Source organism: Leisingera sp. ANG1 (genome assembly GCF_000203975.2).
Taxonomy (GTDB): Bacteria; Pseudomonadota; Alphaproteobacteria; order Rhodobacterales; family Rhodobacteraceae; genus Leisingera.
In genome coordinates this window covers 263,872-279,005 of sequence record NZ_AFCF02000008.1, presented here as the reverse complement: position 1 = coordinate 279,005, position 15,134 = coordinate 263,872, and the positions used below count along the sequence as shown (strand labels likewise).

At 62.4% G+C, this 15,134-nt stretch carries 12 protein-coding genes; 7 read left to right on the top strand and 5 right to left on the bottom strand.

Translation table 11 applies throughout. From position 1 onward, the window contains the following. Positions 1 to 13: 13 nt before the first annotated feature. The 4 genes from GC1_RS13970 (at position 14) to GC1_RS13955 (ending at position 4,561) form a co-directional block, all read left to right on the top strand. Entirely contained in the window at positions 14 to 2,968 is a 2,955-nt protein-coding gene (locus tag GC1_RS13970) for a helicase-related protein (RefSeq protein WP_019294697.1), read from the top strand. A gap of 7 nt (positions 2,969 to 2,975) precedes the next feature. After that, positions 2,976 to 3,350: an RNA-binding S4 domain-containing protein gene (locus GC1_RS13965; protein WP_019294696.1), complete on the top strand. Its 375-nt coding sequence runs from the start codon at positions 2,976 to 2,978 to the stop codon at positions 3,348 to 3,350. Positions 3,351 to 3,412: 62 nt separating this feature from the next. Further along, positions 3,413 to 3,751, top strand: coding sequence for a ferredoxin FdxA (gene fdxA, locus GC1_RS13960; protein WP_019294695.1), 339 nt, complete (start codon positions 3,413 to 3,415; stop codon positions 3,749 to 3,751). 300 nt (positions 3,752 to 4,051) lie between these two features. Next, entirely contained in the window at positions 4,052 to 4,561 is a 510-nt protein-coding gene (locus GC1_RS13955) for a CarD family transcriptional regulator (protein WP_019294694.1), read from the top strand. A 68-nt stretch (positions 4,562 to 4,629) separates the two neighbouring features. Here GC1_RS13955 and GC1_RS13950 read toward each other — a convergent pair whose 3' ends face one another. Next, a complete protein-coding gene (locus GC1_RS13950) occupies positions 4,630 to 5,388 on the bottom strand; it encodes an adenosylcobinamide-GDP ribazoletransferase (RefSeq protein WP_019294693.1) in 759 nt (252 codons plus the stop codon). Between the two features lie 100 nt (positions 5,389 to 5,488). Between GC1_RS13950 and cobT the strand changes: the two genes are divergently transcribed. Then, a complete protein-coding gene (cobT, locus tag GC1_RS13945; RefSeq protein ID WP_019294692.1) occupies positions 5,489 to 6,505 on the top strand; it encodes a nicotinate-nucleotide--dimethylbenzimidazole phosphoribosyltransferase in 1,017 nt (338 codons plus the stop codon). 55 nt (positions 6,506 to 6,560) lie between these two features. Here the strand turns inward: cobT and GC1_RS13940 are convergent, their stop codons facing one another. From GC1_RS13940 to GC1_RS13930, 3 genes are all read right to left on the bottom strand, one after another. Beyond that, on the bottom strand, positions 6,561 to 8,450 hold the full coding sequence (locus GC1_RS13940) for a monovalent cation:proton antiporter-2 (CPA2) family protein (RefSeq protein WP_019294691.1): 1,890 nt from the start codon (positions 8,448 to 8,450) through the stop codon (positions 6,561 to 6,563). Positions 8,451 to 8,540: 90 nt separating this feature from the next. Then, on the bottom strand, positions 8,541 to 9,761 hold the full coding sequence (locus tag GC1_RS13935) for a PAS domain-containing protein (protein ID WP_019294690.1): 1,221 nt from the start codon (positions 9,759 to 9,761) through the stop codon (positions 8,541 to 8,543). Positions 9,762 to 9,828: 67 nt separating this feature from the next. After that, a complete protein-coding gene (locus tag GC1_RS13930; protein ID WP_019294689.1) occupies positions 9,829 to 10,284 on the bottom strand; it encodes an Lrp/AsnC family transcriptional regulator in 456 nt (151 codons plus the stop codon). Positions 10,285 to 10,435: 151 nt separating this feature from the next. On the opposite strand from GC1_RS13930, the gene hppD reads away from it, so the two are divergent. Further along, a complete protein-coding gene (gene hppD / locus GC1_RS13925) occupies positions 10,436 to 11,536 on the top strand; it encodes a 4-hydroxyphenylpyruvate dioxygenase (RefSeq protein ID WP_019294688.1) in 1,101 nt (366 codons plus the stop codon). Between the two features lie 139 nt (positions 11,537 to 11,675). Here the strand turns inward: hppD and GC1_RS13920 are convergent, their stop codons facing one another. Then, complete coding sequence (locus GC1_RS13920; RefSeq protein ID WP_237754602.1) at positions 11,676 to 14,066, bottom strand: hypothetical protein; 2,391 nt, start codon at positions 14,064 to 14,066, stop codon at positions 11,676 to 11,678. Between the two features lie 305 nt (positions 14,067 to 14,371). Between GC1_RS13920 and GC1_RS13915 the strand changes: the two genes are divergently transcribed. After that, positions 14,372 to 15,091: an SIMPL domain-containing protein gene (locus GC1_RS13915; protein WP_019294686.1), complete on the top strand. Its 720-nt coding sequence runs from the start codon at positions 14,372 to 14,374 to the stop codon at positions 15,089 to 15,091. Positions 15,092 to 15,134 lie beyond the last annotated feature (43 nt).

Below are 15,134 nucleotides of genomic sequence, written 5' to 3'. Positions count from 1 at the left end.
GGGGGCTGAAGTTATGGCAAGCGCATCGCGGATCGTGGCCGTTCTGGGCCCGACCAACACCGGCAAAACCCACTATGCCATCGAACGGATGCTGGGCTACCGCACCGGAGTGATGGGCTTTCCGCTGCGCCTGTTGGCGCGGGAAGTCTATGACAAGGTGGTGGCTGCGCGCGGCCCGTCAGTCGTGGCGCTGGTCACCGGCGAGGAACGGATCGTGCCGCCGCGGGCGCAGTACTGGATCTGCACCGTCGAGGCGATGCCGGAGGGCATGGGGTGCGATTTCCTGGCCATCGACGAAATCCAGCTCTGCGCCGACCCGGAGCGCGGCCATGTGTTCACAGACCGGTTGCTGCGCGCCCGCGGTACTCATGAGACGCTGTTTCTGGGCGCAGACACCATGCGCGGACCGATCTCGGCGCTGGTGCCGGGTGTCGAATTCGTCCGCCGCGACCGGATGTCCGATCTGGTCTACGCTGGTTCGAAAAAGATAAGTCGTATGCCGCCACGGACCGCAATCGTCGGGTTTTCGGTTGATAATGTATATGCAATCGCCGAGTTGATCCGCCGCCAGAAGGGCGGTGCAGCGGTGGTGATGGGGGCGCTCTCCCCCCGGACACGCAACGCCCAGGTGGCGCTCTATCAGAATGGCGAGGTCGATTACCTTGTGGCGACCGATGCCATCGGCATGGGGCTGAACCTGGATATTGACCATGTGGCGTTTTCCTCCACCACCAAGTTTGACGGCCGCCGGATGCGCCCGCTGGCACCGAATGAACTGGCGCAGATCGCAGGCCGCGCGGGCCGGGGGATGAGCCACGGCACCTTTGGCGTCACCGGCGATGCAAGGCCACTGGATGAGGGCACCGCATCGGCCATCATGAACCATCAGTTCACGCCGCTGAAGAAACTCAACTGGCGCTCTGCCGATTTGCAATTCGGCTCGGTTGAGGCGCTGATCAATTCGCTCGAATCAAGCCCCTCGAACGAGAACCTGATCAAAGCGCGTGAAGCCGATGATCTGGGCGCGCTGAAGATGCTGTCGCGGGAATCCGCCGTGATCTCGCGCACCACCAACGCGCAGTCGGTGAAATTGTTGTGGGATGTTTGCCGGATCCCTGATTTCCGCGGTATCTCCCATGCCGAACACACGTCGCTTCTGGGGGTGATTTTCGAGCATTTGCATGGCGGCGGGGTGGTGCCGGACGACTGGATGGCCCGCCAGATAAAGCGGATTGACCGCACCGACGGAAACATCGACACATTGTCCAAGCGTCTGGCATTTATCCGGACGTGGACATATGTCGCGCAGCGGAATGGCTGGCTGCGTGACGAAAGCCATTGGCGCGGGGAGACGCGCGCTGTAGAAGACAGGTTGTCGGATGCTCTGCATGAGCGTTTGACTCAGCGATTTGTGGACCGGCGCACGTCTGTGCTGTTGCGGCGGCTCAAACAGAAGGAGGCCCTTTTGGCCGAAGTGAATGACAAGGGTGAAGTGACGGTCGAAGGCGAATTCGTCGGCCGTCTGGAGGGGTTCCGGTTCAGCCCGGACAAAGCTGCGCAAGGCACTGAGGCAAAGGCCCTCAAGGCGGCCTCGCTGCAGGCATTGGCGCCGCAATTCCATCTGCGTGCGGACCGGTTCTACAACGCGCCCGATACCGAGATCGACTTTACCGAACAGGGCGGTCTGATGTGGGGCGAACATGCGGTGGGCAAGCTGGTTGCCGGCGCCGACGCGCTGAACCCGCAGATCGAGGTCTTCGTTGATGACGCCGCAGGCCCGGATGTCGCCCAGAAGGTCGAGCGCCGCCTGCTGCATTTCATCACCCGCAAGATCAACGCGCTGTTCGAGCCGCTTCTGAACCTGCAGAAAGATGAAGAACTGACCGGTCTCGCGCGCGGCTTTGCCTTCCGCATGGTCGAAAACCTCGGCGTGCTGCCCCGTGCAGGCGTGGCGCAAGAGGTCAAGGACCTGGATCAGGACGCCCGCGGCGCGCTGCGCAAGCACGGCATCCGCTTCGGCCAGTTCACCATTTTCATGCCGCTGCTGCTGAAGCCGGCGCCGACCCGTCTGCGCCTGGTGCTGTGGTCGCTGGCAAACGGCCTGCAAGACTTCCCAGAGGCGCCGCCCCCGGGTCTGGTCACCGTGCCGTCCATCAAAGACGCGCCGGAAGGCTATGACACCATGTCCGGCTACCGTGCCGCCGGCGAGCGGATGATCCGCATCGACATGCTGGAGCGTCTGGCTGACATGCTGCGCGGCGAAGACAGCCGCGGCGGCTTTGAAGCCAAGGCGGACATGCTGTCGATCACCGGTATGACGCTGGAGCAGTTCGCCGATCTGATGCAGGGCCTGGGCTACAAAGCCGAGAAGGGCGAACGCGAAAAGGTGAAGCCTGCCGACGCCGTGGTGGCAGAAACCGGCACGCCTGCCGAAGGTCAGCCGGTGATGGATGCCGCTGCAGAGGCAGAGAACACCCCGGCCGCGGCACCGGATGCCGAAGGCGAGCCTGCGCCGGCGGATGTGCCTGCCGGCACTGAAGCCATCGCAGACGAGGGCGTTGCCCCCGTCGCCGAGGAACCGGCCGAGCCGGCAGCCGAGGCGCCCGTTGCGGAAACGGCTGCGGGCGAAACCCCGGTTGGTGAAGCAGCCGATGCGGCTGTTGACGCGCCGGAGGTGGAAGTCTTTTTCACCTTCACTTGGGGCGGTAACCGCGGCGGACGCCAAGGCGGCCAGCGCCAGCAGAACCGCCGCCCGCAGGGCGACGGCAAGCCTGGCGGCAAGGGCAAGCCGCGCGGTGCCAAGGGCGGCGACCGTGATGGTGGCCGGGGCAAGCCGGGCCGCAAGGGCGGTCCGCGCCAGGATCAGGGCGCCAAGACCTATTCCTCGCGTCCTGCCAAGAAGGAAAAGCAGATCGACCCGGACAACCCCTTCGCCGCAGCGCTGATGGGGCTGAAGCAGGGCGATTGACCCGGCTATGACTGAGGGGGCGCCCAAGATCCGCATCGACAAATGGCTTTGGCATGCGCGGTTTTTCAAAACCCGCAGCCTGGCCGCGAAACAAGTCAGCGCGGGCCATGTGCGCCTCAACGGCACCAAGGCTTTGAAACCGGCTCAGAACGTTGCCCCGGGTGACGTTCTGACCTTTGCTCAAGGCAAAGTGATCCGGGTGGTCAAGGTGGAAGCCATCGGCGAACGCCGCGGCCCGGCGCCGGAGGCACAGGCGCTGTACTTTGACATGACGGAAAAGCAGGAAAAAATTCCGGCCAATCCAAAGTTCGAGGGAAAAGGCCGTCCGGACAAAAAAGCCCGCAGGGCGCTTGATCTTACCCGCAAGCCAGAGGGCTTTTGACGCCTTGAAGTGCAGCCGCGTCTGGATTAGCTAGGCGCAAACGGATAACGGGACTCGGTACAATGACCTATGTCGTGACGGAAAACTGCATCGCCTGCAAATACACCGACTGTGTCGAGGTATGCCCGGTGGACTGTTTCTATGAGGGCGAGAACACCCTTGTGATCCATCCCGACGAATGCATCGACTGCGGCGTTTGCGAACCGGAATGCCCGGCAGACGCAATTCGCCCGGATACCGAGCCGGACATGGACAAATGGGTTGAATTCAACCGCAAATATGCAGAGCTGTGGCCGGTGATCGTGTCCAAGAAAGATCCGATGCCGGGCTACGAGGAGCGCGACGGCGAAGAGGGCAAGATGGAGAAGTATTTCTCCGAGGCCCCCGGCGAAGGCGGCTGATTCTCTGGCTCCCGCGGGAACGCCGCATTTGTGCGGAAAACCGCCGTATCACTTCGGGTTTTCACGGAGCCTTGCCAGAAGGCCGCCTTTCGGGCGGCCCTTTTTTATGATATACTTAGCGCACAATAGACATAAACAATCGGAGTCCGCCCCCGGTGCGCCGTAGCAGTGGCGTGCAAAATGGGCGGTATTTCTGCGGAGAAAATGTCCTGAGGGCTGGTCAAACTGAACTGACCGGATCTGGATTTTTTTTACGCCATAGTGCCGGTGCCGCCCGGCCATGAGTGAGGAAGAACCTGTATGACCAAGTCGAAGAAGCTCGAATTCCGCCCCAATGATTATGTGGTCTATCCGGCGCATGGCGTCGGCCAGATCATCTCGATCGAGGAGCAGGAAGTGGCCGGCTTTGCGCTGGAGCTTTTCGTGATCACCTTTGAAAAGGACAAGATGACCCTGCGGGTGCCGACCAACAAGGCAACTGAAGTGGGCATGCGTTCGCTGAGCTCGCCGGATGTGATCGCCCAGGCGATGAAGACGCTCAAGGGCAAAGCCAAGGTGAAGCGCGCCATGTGGTCGCGCCGCGCCCAGGAGTACGAGCAAAAGATCAACTCCGGCGACCTGATCTCCATCGCTGAGGTGGTGCGCGACCTGCACCGCACCGACGACCAGCGCGAGCAGAGCTATTCCGAGCGTCAGCTGTACGAGGCTGCGCTGGAGCGCCTGACCCGCGAAGTGGCCGCTGTTTCCGGCAACGATGAAATCGCCGCTGCCAAGCAGGTGGATGAGGTCCTGACTTCCCGCGCTGCCTGATCGCTGCGCTGATCTAAGATTGAAGGCCGTGCCCGAAAGGGCGCGGCTTTTGTTCGTCTCAGGGTGAGTTAACCGCAGAAGGCAAGCAGGACGAGAAGTCCGGCAATCTCAGCCGCCTGCTGCGAAGCGCCCAGAACATCTCCGGTCTGGCCGCCGACCTTGGCCTTGGCCAGGGCGCCCAGCCCGGCCGCAGCAGCACCCATAGCCAAAGCCACGCCAAAGGCCGCGCCGCCGATCAGTGGCAGCGACAGAGCAATTGCCAGCACTGCAGCCAGCAGGCAGGGCAGGGCGCGGGGGCGGCCAACGGTCTGTGACAGGCCGGCGGAACGGGCGTTTGGCAAAAATGCCATAAGCTGGGGCATCACTGCCCGGCTCATCATTGCGATTGTCAGCAGCGGCCAGACACCGGCCGCCGCGAACACAGCGGCCAAGGCGCTCCACCGCAGTCCCAGCCCCAGGATCAGCGCGATCACCCCGTAAGCTCCGATACGGCTGTCCTTCATGATCTCCAGCCGCCGCTCGCGGGTAAAGCCGCCCCACAACCCGTCGGCGGTGTCGGCCAGCCCGTCCTCATGCATGGCGCCGGTCAGCATCACCTGCACTGCCAGCGCAAGACCTGCGGCCACCATGGCAGGCAGCCCGGCAGCCAGCGCCAGCGCCGCCAGCAGCGCTGCGGGCAGCGCCACTGCGAGACCGGCCAGCGGAAACGCCCAGACCGCCTTGGCCTGGCGCTGGAAGGCCTGCTGCGGCAGGTGCGGCAGCGGCAGCCTGGTCAGCAGCACCAGCGCCAGCAGAATGTCTTTTGCCTGAATGTCGTTTTTTTGCATTTGCGGGCCTATTGCAGTGCTTGCGGCGGGGCTGCCAGCGGTTAAACAGGGTCAATCCGCTTTATCCGCGTCCACCACTCAGATGCAACGAGGCTTTCCTATGCTGCCACAGCTTTCCTCCCTTGATGATTTTCGCGCCGTACTGGCCGGCGCGCCAGCGCAGGACCAAGCAGCTGCCGCCGCCGCTGCGGCGCGAAACGGTCAGCTGACAAAGCCGCCGGGCGCGCTGGGGCGTCTGGAGGAATTGGCGATCTGGTACGGCGGCTGGCGCGGCAGTGAGCGGCCGGAAATTGCCGCGCCCCAGGTGATCGTTTTTGCAGGCAATCACGGGGTGATGGAGCAAGGTGTTTCGGCATTCCCGGCTGAAGTGACGGCCCAGATGGTTATCAACTTCGAGCACGGCGGTGCAGCAATCAACCAGCTGGCCAAGATGGCAGGCGCACGCATGGACGTTCATGCGCTGGAACTGGACCGTCCGACCGCTGATTTCACCAAAAGCGCCGCAATGAGCCAGGACGAATTGCTGGTGGCGCTGAAGGCTGGATGGGAGGCTGTGGACCCTTCGGCGGACCTGCTGGTTGTTGGCGAAATGGGGATCGGCAACACCACACCGGCTGCGGCCCTGGCCTGTGCGCTGTTTGGCGGAGAGGCGTCGGACTGGACCGGCCGTGGCACCGGTGTGGATGACGCAGGCCTGGCCAACAAGACCAGGGTGGTGGCGGAAGGCGTCGCGTTGCACCGCGCTGCAATCCGCGACGGCCTGGACGCGCTGGCCTGCCTGGGCGGGCGTGAGATTGCGGCCATGGCGGGTGCAATCGCCGCCGCCCGGGTGCTGCATATCCCGGTGATCCTTGACGGGTTTATCTGCTGCGCCGCGGCGGCCTGCCTGCTGCAGACTGCGGATGGTGCGCTGGACCATGCGGTTGCGGGTCATCAAAGCGCCGAAGCTGCGCATGCGGCATTGCTGGCAAAGCTGGGCAAGGAACCGCTGCTGTCGCTGGGCCTGCGCCTGGGCGAGGCCTCCGGGGCGGCGCTGGCGATTCAGGTTCTGAAAGGCGCCATCGCCTGCCACAGCGGTATGGCGACCTTTGCCGAAGCCGGCGTTTCCGACAGCTGAACCTATCGGCCTGAAGATCCAATTTTGAAGCCCCGGCCTGTGCCGGGGCTTTTTTTCATTCTGCAGCTTCGGAAGAGCGTTTGCGCTTCCGCTCAGCCATTTCGAAGATCGCGCTTTCGATAGCCTTCTCCAATTCCTGCGCCCGTTCGATATAAGCGGGGTTTTGGCTGGCGGGCACGCCCGGGATCCAGTGCTGTGCCAGATCGCGCAGGTTCTGGCGGTCGTGATTGTAGAAGGTCTGCGCGGCTTGCGCGGCCTCGTATTCGCTGAGACCGACGTTCTCCAGCACATAGCGGCCGGCGCGGACGGAGCTGTCGAACAGCTCTCGCACGATGTCGTCGGCACCGGCCTGGTACAGCTCATAGACATGGTTGCGGTCCTTGGCGCGGGCAATGATGTGCAGGTCCGGGTAGGCCCGGCGCACATAGGAGACCATCTTGACCACACCTTCCGGGTCATCCAGCGCCACAACAAAAACCTTGGCCTTGGCGATACCTGCGGCCTTCAGAAGCTCCGGGCGGGTTGGGTCGCCCAGGAAACTCTTGACCCCGAAGCGGCGCATTAGCTGCACCGCCTCCATATCGTGGTCCAGAACCACGGTCTTGAAGCCGCTGGCCTGCACCAGCCGGTTGACGATTTGTCCGAACCGCCCGATGCCGGCAATGATCACCGGGCCTTCTTCGTCGATCTCGTCCGGCTCAGGTGCCTGCAGAGGTTCTCCCATGCGTTTGGACAGCAGATCATAGGCAATGAACAACAGCGGGGTAATCAGCATCGACAGGGCGATCACCAGCAGCAGTTTTTCGGACAGCGCCGGCGGAAGCACGTTGAGCTGGGTGGAAAAGGCCAGCAGCACAAAGCCAAATTCGCCGGCCTGCGCCAGGCTGAGTGTAAACAGCCACAGACGCCGCCGGCGCAGGCCGAAGGCGCGGCCGACAACAAAGAGCACAGCGCCCTTGGCAAAGATCACCAGCAGCGCGAGACCGATCAGGTCGCCGGGGTCGGCCAGGAATTGGCGGTAGTTGATGCCGGCCCCCACTGTGATGAAGAACAGCCCGAGCAGAAGCCCCTTGAAGGGATTGAGGTCGCTTTCCATCTCGTGCCGGAACTCGGAGTTGGCAAGCACCACACCCGCCAGGAAGGCGCCAAGCGCAGGCGACAGGCCGACCAGGGTCATCACGAAGGAAATGCCGACCACGATCATCAGCGCCAGTGCAGTATACATCTCGCGCAGGTTGGAGGCATGGATGAAGCGGAACAGCGGCCGGGTCAGGTAAATGCCCGCCAGGATGATGAAGGCAATTGCAGCCAAAGTGACCAGCGCCACCGCCCAGCCTGGCAGCCCGTCCACCAGTGACAAAGAGCCGTGGCCGCCATGGCCGCCAGCGCCTTCCCGGCTGATCGAACCATCTGCGGCAAACTGGGGGATGGCATAGGTTCCTAGCAAGGGCAAAAAGGCGAGGATCGGAATGACCGCGATATCCTGGGTCAGCAGCACCGAGAAGGCGGAGCGGCCGCCGCCGGTCTGCATCAGCCCCTTTTCCGACAGGGTCTGCAGCACAATAGCTGTAGAGGATAGAGACAGTGCCAGGCCGACGGCTAGGCTGACATGCCAGGGCTGGCCCATGGCCATTGCTGCGCCCATCAGGACGACCGTCGATAGGGCAACTTGCATGCCGCCCAGCCCGATCAGCTTGTCCCGCATCGCCCAAAGCGCGCGCGGTTCCAGTTCCAGCCCGATCAGGAACAGCATCATGACCACGCCGAATTCAGCAAAATGGCGCAGGTCCTCGGTTTCCGCACCGGTCAGGCCCAGCACCGGGCCGATGGCGATGCCTGCCGCAAGGTATCCCAACACAGAGCCCAGGCCGAGACGCGCTGCCAGCGGCACCGCAATCACTGCTGCGCCGAGGTAAATTGTCGCCTGATAGAAAAATTCTTCCATATTACAGGTATCGCAAGCCTGCCCCGGCCTTGGCAATGGCTTTGCGGCGGCGGAACAGGCTGTTGCGGCAATCGGGCGCCTGTGCGGCCTTTACTGCTCAAGCATCCGGATATCTTCGCTGAGTTTGCCGATCCGGTCCAGCCGCCTGGAAATCCGCTCCTGGAAGCCGCCGAGCTGGTCAATAATATCCGCCAGGGTTTCACCGGAATCAGTCAGGCGAGCGCTTTCGATCTTGAGCAGAACCCGGGTGGAGCTGAGACCCAGGAAATGGCGGTGCATGATCTGGCAGGCACCGGTGATGCGCGCGGCTTCCTCATCCACTTCTTTCATGCCCTCTTCAGACCGCTTGACCTGCTGTTTCACCAGGTCACCCAGAATCGTTCGTTCTGATTCCATGTCGGCATCGCCCAGATCGCGGCGTTCCTGCTGCAGCTGGTTGTCGCATTCGATCAGAACGCGCGCCATGCCCTCGACAAACAGGCTGTCGTTCACCGAGGATTTGATCTTGGCGAAGTTGCTGTTTTCGCCCATCACGTGGGCGCCAAACCAATCCGACATCTGCCGTGACATGGCGCCGTAGTTTTGAGACAGAACAGTGACCGGCCCGCCTGAGGGTTCGATGCGCGACGCCAGCACCCGCAGATTATGCGGAATGGTGTGCATGGCATCGAAGTCTGCGATCAGACCATCAGTTTCCTCTGCCAGCTTTTCGGCATCTTCCAGCATGCCGGTCAGTTCCTGAATCCGGGCGTTTTGCTGGTTGCCCAAGCCCTTGTCCCGCGCGATCAGTTCCTGGCTGAGGGCATGTGCAGCAAACTGGTGGTAATCCTCGAAGCCCTGGCTTTTGAGCCAATCGAGCAGGTATTGAGCGCTTTCCTCCGGTTTGACGCCCTCGTCCTTTTCACGCTTCAGCATTTTGGCGTAAAGGCCGCGCACTTCGTCAAACAGCTTGCTGCTGGGCTTGATACGGGCCGACAGGTATCCGTCCCCGCAGGGCACCACCACTGCAAAGACCCAATAGTACAAACCATCCTTGGCCTTGTTCTTGACGTAGGCACCGATGCTTTCGCCGCGCTGAATGGTGTCCCAGAACAGCGAGAACACCCCCTTGGGCATGTCGGGGTGGCGGATCACCTTGTGCGGCGCACCGATCAGTTCTTCCCAGGGGTAAGCGCCGACGCGGCGGAACACGTAGTTCCCGGCGCGGATCACCCCCCGGCTGTCGGTTCGGGAAAAGAATACTTCATTGAGGCCAAACGGTGCCTCGCCGCTGGTTGGGCGGGTTTCAACACGGCGGTCTACAAAGGACACGGAAAAGTTCCACTTTGGGTTACAGAAGTCGTTGCTGCATCTTTAGGCCCAAATCCTTCTCAGCTGGTTAAGTCGGCAGCGGCGCGTCGCGTTTTAATTGTGCCATCACGATCTGGCTCTGGACCCTGGCAACGCCGGGATGGGGCAGCAGAATTTCATGGATCAACGTGTTCAGTGCTTGCAGATCGGTGCAATAGACACGCAGCAGGTAATCTGCCTCGCCGGTCATGGTCCAGGCTGACGTGATTTCCGGCTGACTGGCGACCAGCCGCGCAAATCCCTTGGACTGTTCCGGCCCGTGGCTGCTTAGGTGAACCTGCACAAAGCCCTGAACCGCCAGTCCCAGCTTGGCCGGGTTCAATCGGGCCGCGTAGCCTTCGATGTATCCCTCTGCTTCCAGCCGCTGCCGCCGCCGCCCGGCCTGACTGGGGGACAGGTTCAGCATCTCCCCGAGTTCCTGCGCGGTGAGGTGGGCATTTTTCTGCAGAGCTGCGAGCAGTTTTGTGTCAGTCGGATCCAGCATGCGTGATTTCTCCTGAGTTCAGCATTGTGATGCGTAACTTGCGCGCAAATCAAGGGTGTGGTGCGCAAATACGCGGAAAAACTGCATAGCGAATGCGGTATTCTTGATTCAAGAATTCACCTTGTCCCGAATGACATGAAGGAGACGCGCAATGGGTCCTTTCCCGCACAACGCCCCGAAATCCGAAATCACCCCTGAAAACCCCGCAGGCACCGACGGCTTTGAGTTTGTCGAATTTGCCAGCCCGGAGCCGGACGAACTGCGGGCGCTGTTCACCCGTATGGGTTATGAGCTGACCGGCCGCCGCAAGGACCAGCCGCTGGTGGAGCTGTGGCAGCAAGGGGACGTCACCTACATCCTGAACGCAGACCCCGACAGCTTTGCCGCGAAGTTCGTGGATGAGCACGGCCCCTGCGCCCCGGCGATGGGCTGGCGGGTTGCTGATGCGCAAAAGGCGTTTGAACACGCGGTGTCCAAAGGCGCCGAGGTTTATGAAGGCCCGGGCAAGGTCATGGATGTGCCCGCGATCAAGGGCATTGGCGGCTCGCTGATCTACTTCATCGACCAGTATTACGACACCTCGCCCTACAACACAGAGTTCGAGTGGCTGAAGCAGTCCAAGCCGCGCGGTGACGGGTTCTATTACCTCGATCACCTGACCCACAATGTCTACAAGGGCAACATGGACAAGTGGTTCAAGTTCTACGAGGAGCTGTTCAACTTCAAGGAGATCCGCTTCTTTGATATCCAGGGTAAATTCACCGGTCTCTTCAGCCGTGCGCTGACCTCGCCCTGCGGCCGCATCCGGATCCCGATCAACGAGGATCGCGGCGAAACCGGGCAGATCGTGTCCTATCTGAAGAAGTACAACGGCGAAGGCATTCAGCACATCGCGGTTGGTACCGAGGATATCTATGCCAGCACCGACGCAATTGCCGACAAGGGCCTGAAGTTCATGCCCGGCCCGAATGACACCTATTACGAGATGTCCAAGGAGCGGGTGCAGGGCCATGATGAGCCGCTGGACCGCATGAAGAAGCACGGCATCCTGATTGACGGCGAAGGCGTGGTGGACGGTGGTGAGACCCGTATCCTGCTGCAGATCTTCTCGAAAACCGTGATCGGGCCGATCTTCTTCGAGTTCATCCAGCGCAAAGGCGACGATGGCTTCGGCGAGGGCAACTTTAAGGCGCTGTTTGAATCGATCGAGCGCGAGCAGATCGAAAGCGGCGAGATCCAGGCTGCGGAGTAAGCGGCATCAGAGAGACTGACTGCGCCGGGCCTGCATAGCAGGCCCGGCTTTTTTGTGGTGGGGTATTAGGAAAAGGCGCAGTTTCTGACCCTTGCAGAGAAGACAGTGCCAAGAGGGAAGCAGGCAGCTATGCGGCTGTTCAGCTCTTTGGCATCGTCAGAGTTCGGTTGCGGCCGCCTTTCTGATACTGCAATTGGCCTTCACCAATGGCAATCACGCGGCCGCCGTCGATCCGGTCGCCGACCTGCACCTTCTTGTAGCGGCCCGAGGGCAAACGAACCAAGGCACGGCGGTTGGCAGCGGTGCCATAGACGCCAATCAGGTTCAGTTTCCGCAGGTTGAGGGCGTTGTTTACGGTCGCACGCCGGGCCACGGAGGCGCTGGTCGGAATGCGCGGCGGTGCAGCAGCGGCAGCCGCAGGCACGGCGGCCGCGGTCTGCACCTGGTTTTGCGCGTTGCGGCGGGCGCGGTCGACCAGATTGGCAAAATTTGCGGGACGGCCGCGCGGCACAACCGACGACGCAATGGCCTGCGCGGTGACCGGCAGTTCTTCTTCCTCTGCCGATTTCAGGCTGGCAGGGCGCTTGCGCGGGCGCAGCCCGGCCAGTTCGGCACGGCTGAGGCCGCCGTTCTGGGCCCGTTCCACCTGTTCCGCCAGATCAGCAGGCCGGGCCTTGGGGCGCTTGCGTGACAGCACCTGGTTGCGGGCGACTTCCTCCGCCAGCGCCTCAGCTGCCGGGTCGCTGCGGTCCGGCGCAGGCGGCGGCACCTTCTGCGGCCTGCCAAGAAAAACCGTGACGCCATCCGGGTTGAGCGTGCCTTCGGGGGTGGCCTTGACCAATCCGCGTTCGTCCAGATCAAATTCGGACCCTGCTGCGGCAGGGGAGGCAATCGCGCCCGGAACTTCGTCCTGGGCGTAAGTTTCGGGTTGCGGCAAAGCAACTGCATCAGCCGCAATTTCCGAGTGGTCAACGGAGGCAGTATAAAGTTCATCCAGGCCAGGAGCGGCGGGGATAGTGTCCAGTTCCGGAGCCACCGGCCAGACACCGGTCGCAGCGTAGCGGGCGGCCTGGGCCAGTTCGTCCAGCGGTTCTGACACTGGGGCGTCTGCCGTCCCGGGCTGCAGGGCTTGTGGATCCAGGAACGCGGTATCCGTTCCTTCTTCCGGGGGGGCGACGCCGTCGGCGGTGGCTTCATCCTCTACAGAGGGGACTGCCTCCGAATCGTCGGGTAAGGATGGTGCGGCTTCGCTCAGGCCCGGATCCGGCTGATCCGCCAGAACACTGACTTGCGGGGAAATCTCAGCCGGCTGGCCGGCAGTGCCGGAAGAAGTTGTCGGCTCGGTTTCTTCGGGTTGAAGTTCGCCAGAGATGACGGCCGGGGCAGGGGATTGGTCATTGTCCGTGGCCGGGCGGGCGGCAAAGAAACCGCCCTCGCTGAACAGTGCCCAGACTGCGACCGTAGCCAGCAGCAATAGCAGCGCGGCGGTCAGCGCAAGTCCTAGGTAGCGCGGCTTGCCGCCAGTTGCCTTTTTGCGGTCAGGCTTGGTTTCCGGCCGCGGTGCGGGCGCGGCAGGAGACGGTGCGCGCAGAGCTGCGGGTGCTGGCGGAATGGTCCGTTGCGGTACTTTCTTTTCTTCTGCCGCTGAGGTGTTTGCCGCGCCCAGCGGTTTTGCAGGCCCCTGATCAGCTACCGGCGTGCTGCCATCTGCGAGCGGAGCAGCGGCTGGAGGCGCGAGAGGGGCAGATTTGAGTGCGGGGGGCAGCGGCGGGTTTTCCGCGTCTTGCTCTGGCGCGGTGCCGCGGCGGCTGCTGGAAACCTTTGCAGCAGGTGCCGCCGCAGCGTGGCCCTCATCCGGCTGTGAAGCTTCGGGCGGCTCTGGGTGCAAGGGGTCAGGTTCTGAGGCGGGGCCGGCTGACGCGGCTGTGACGGGGGCCTCGAGGGGCTCCTGCTGGCCTAAGGCTTCCGGGCTTTCCGGAGCGGCGCCGGGCTGGGCAGCTTTGTCCGTGTCAGAAGATGAAATTGCCGGTGGAGCAGAGGCTGCAAGAGCCTCTGTTTCTTCGGGTTCAACGGAAGCAGGGGGCTGGTCTTCAGAAAGATCACCTGTTTCAGGTTCCGCAAGGTTAACCGGACCGATCACCTCGACCACGGCATTGTCCGGTTCAACTTCGGTTCCGCGGATCATCCGGGTGGTGCCAAAGAACGGTTCGCCCCGGAAGCCGCTGTCCTGAGGTGCGGCAACAAAACTGACAGGCCCGAAACCGTGCTGCACTGCAAAGGTTTCCGCTTCGTCGAGCGTTTCCAGCGCCACTGCCGCGACATGGGTAACACCGCCTTCGGCGCAGATGTCAAAGGCCAGCTCGTCCACGGGATAAGGCGTTGCGCCATCCAGTGCCTTGCGCGCAGCCTCAATCCGTTCGCCCGCGGTCAGATCTCCAGTCTCAATGCTCAGATAGCGGATCTGGTCATTCGGCAGGATCAGCTTGGAATAGACCCCTTCTGATGCCAGCCGCAGTGCAGTCTTGCGCATTGAGGCAAGCGCTGCAGGAAGGTCCCCGGTGTCAAATGGAGTGCTGGCCACGCTCCGCCAGCCGTCCGGGGCACGGTGCAGAAGTTCTATGCCGTCAGCGGAAAGGGAAAGAGCGAAGGCCGGTTTCATGCTTTGGGTCAAACCATCCAAATCCATACTGCCCGGGGCCGCTGCTGCGCCCGGTGTTTTGCCGCGGACCTTAAAGCAGGAACCTGCCGAGTTAAAGGAAAAGACGGGGTGCAGGCCTTGCGGGCGGCAGTTTGCCGTCCCCATGTAAGCTGCATTCGGAAAAGGAGCTTTTGAGCATGAAGGCAAAGAAACTTTTGGCAGCTGCCCTGATGCTGTCGATGAGCACAGGCGCACTGGCGGCAAGCGGGGCCGAAGTCCCGCGCCAGATCACTGTTACGGGCGAGAGCAAGCTTCAGATGGCGCCGGAACTGGCTACCATCACCCTGGGCGTGACAGAAGAGGCTGAGGAGGCGGCGGCAGCCATGTCTGCGGTTGCAGAGGGGATGCAGTCGGTGATCACGCGTTTGAAGGACGCTGGTATCGCCGCTGAGGATATGCAAACCCAGCAGATTGCCATGCACCCGGTTTGGTCGCAGGACCGTTCCTACGACAGCGGCGGACGGCGCGGGATCACGGGTTTCGAGGCTTCGAATACCCTGATGGTGCGGGTCCGTGACCTGAGCGAACTGGGGCCGGTGCTGGACGCCGTGCTGACGGCCGGGGCAAACCGCTTTCAAGGGCTAAGCTTCGGAGTTAATGATCCCTCTGCGGCCGCCGACCAAATCCGCGGCGAAGCAGTTAAGGACGCGATCCGCAAGGCGGAGCAGCTGGCTGAGGCAGCAGGCATGGAGCTGGGCCCGGTGCGTTCGATCTCCGAGCATGGCGGCGGTGGCGGACGTCCAATGATGACCATGGAGATGGCCCGCAGCGACGCAATGCCGATCGAGGCAGGGGAACTGACCTTCACCCATAATGTGTCGGTTGTGTTTGATATGCTGGTGCCGGGCGGTGAGTAACCGGAAAAGCGAAAAGGCCGGGCATTGCGCCCGGCCTTCCTGT

Bases quoted from the DNA above. Each gene is read 5' to 3' on its own strand.
- GC1_RS13970 (WP_019294697.1), top strand. From the start codon at position 14: ATGGCAAGCGCATCGCGGATCGTGGCCGTTCTGGGCCCGACCAACACC.
- GC1_RS13965 (WP_019294696.1), top strand. From the start codon at position 2,976: ATGACTGAGGGGGCGCCCAAGATCCGCATCGACAAATGGCTTTGGCAT.
- fdxA (WP_019294695.1), top strand. From the start codon at position 3,413: ATGACCTATGTCGTGACGGAAAACTGCATCGCCTGCAAATACACCGAC.
- GC1_RS13955 (WP_019294694.1), top strand. From the start codon at position 4,052: ATGACCAAGTCGAAGAAGCTCGAATTCCGCCCCAATGATTATGTGGTC.
- GC1_RS13950 (WP_019294693.1), bottom strand. From the start codon at position 5,388: ATGCAAAAAAACGACATTCAGGCAAAAGACATTCTGCTGGCGCTGGTG.
- cobT (WP_019294692.1), top strand. From the start codon at position 5,489: ATGCTGCCACAGCTTTCCTCCCTTGATGATTTTCGCGCCGTACTGGCC.
- GC1_RS13940 (WP_019294691.1), bottom strand. From the start codon at position 8,450: ATGGAAGAATTTTTCTATCAGGCGACAATTTACCTCGGCGCAGCAGTG.
- GC1_RS13930 (WP_019294689.1), bottom strand. From the start codon at position 10,284: ATGCTGGATCCGACTGACACAAAACTGCTCGCAGCTCTGCAGAAAAAT.
- hppD (WP_019294688.1), top strand. From the start codon at position 10,436: ATGGGTCCTTTCCCGCACAACGCCCCGAAATCCGAAATCACCCCTGAA.
- GC1_RS13920 (WP_237754602.1), bottom strand. From the start codon at position 14,066: ATGCGCAAGACTGCACTGCGGCTGGCATCAGAAGGGGTCTATTCCAAG.
- GC1_RS13915 (WP_019294686.1), top strand. From the start codon at position 14,372: ATGAAGGCAAAGAAACTTTTGGCAGCTGCCCTGATGCTGTCGATGAGC.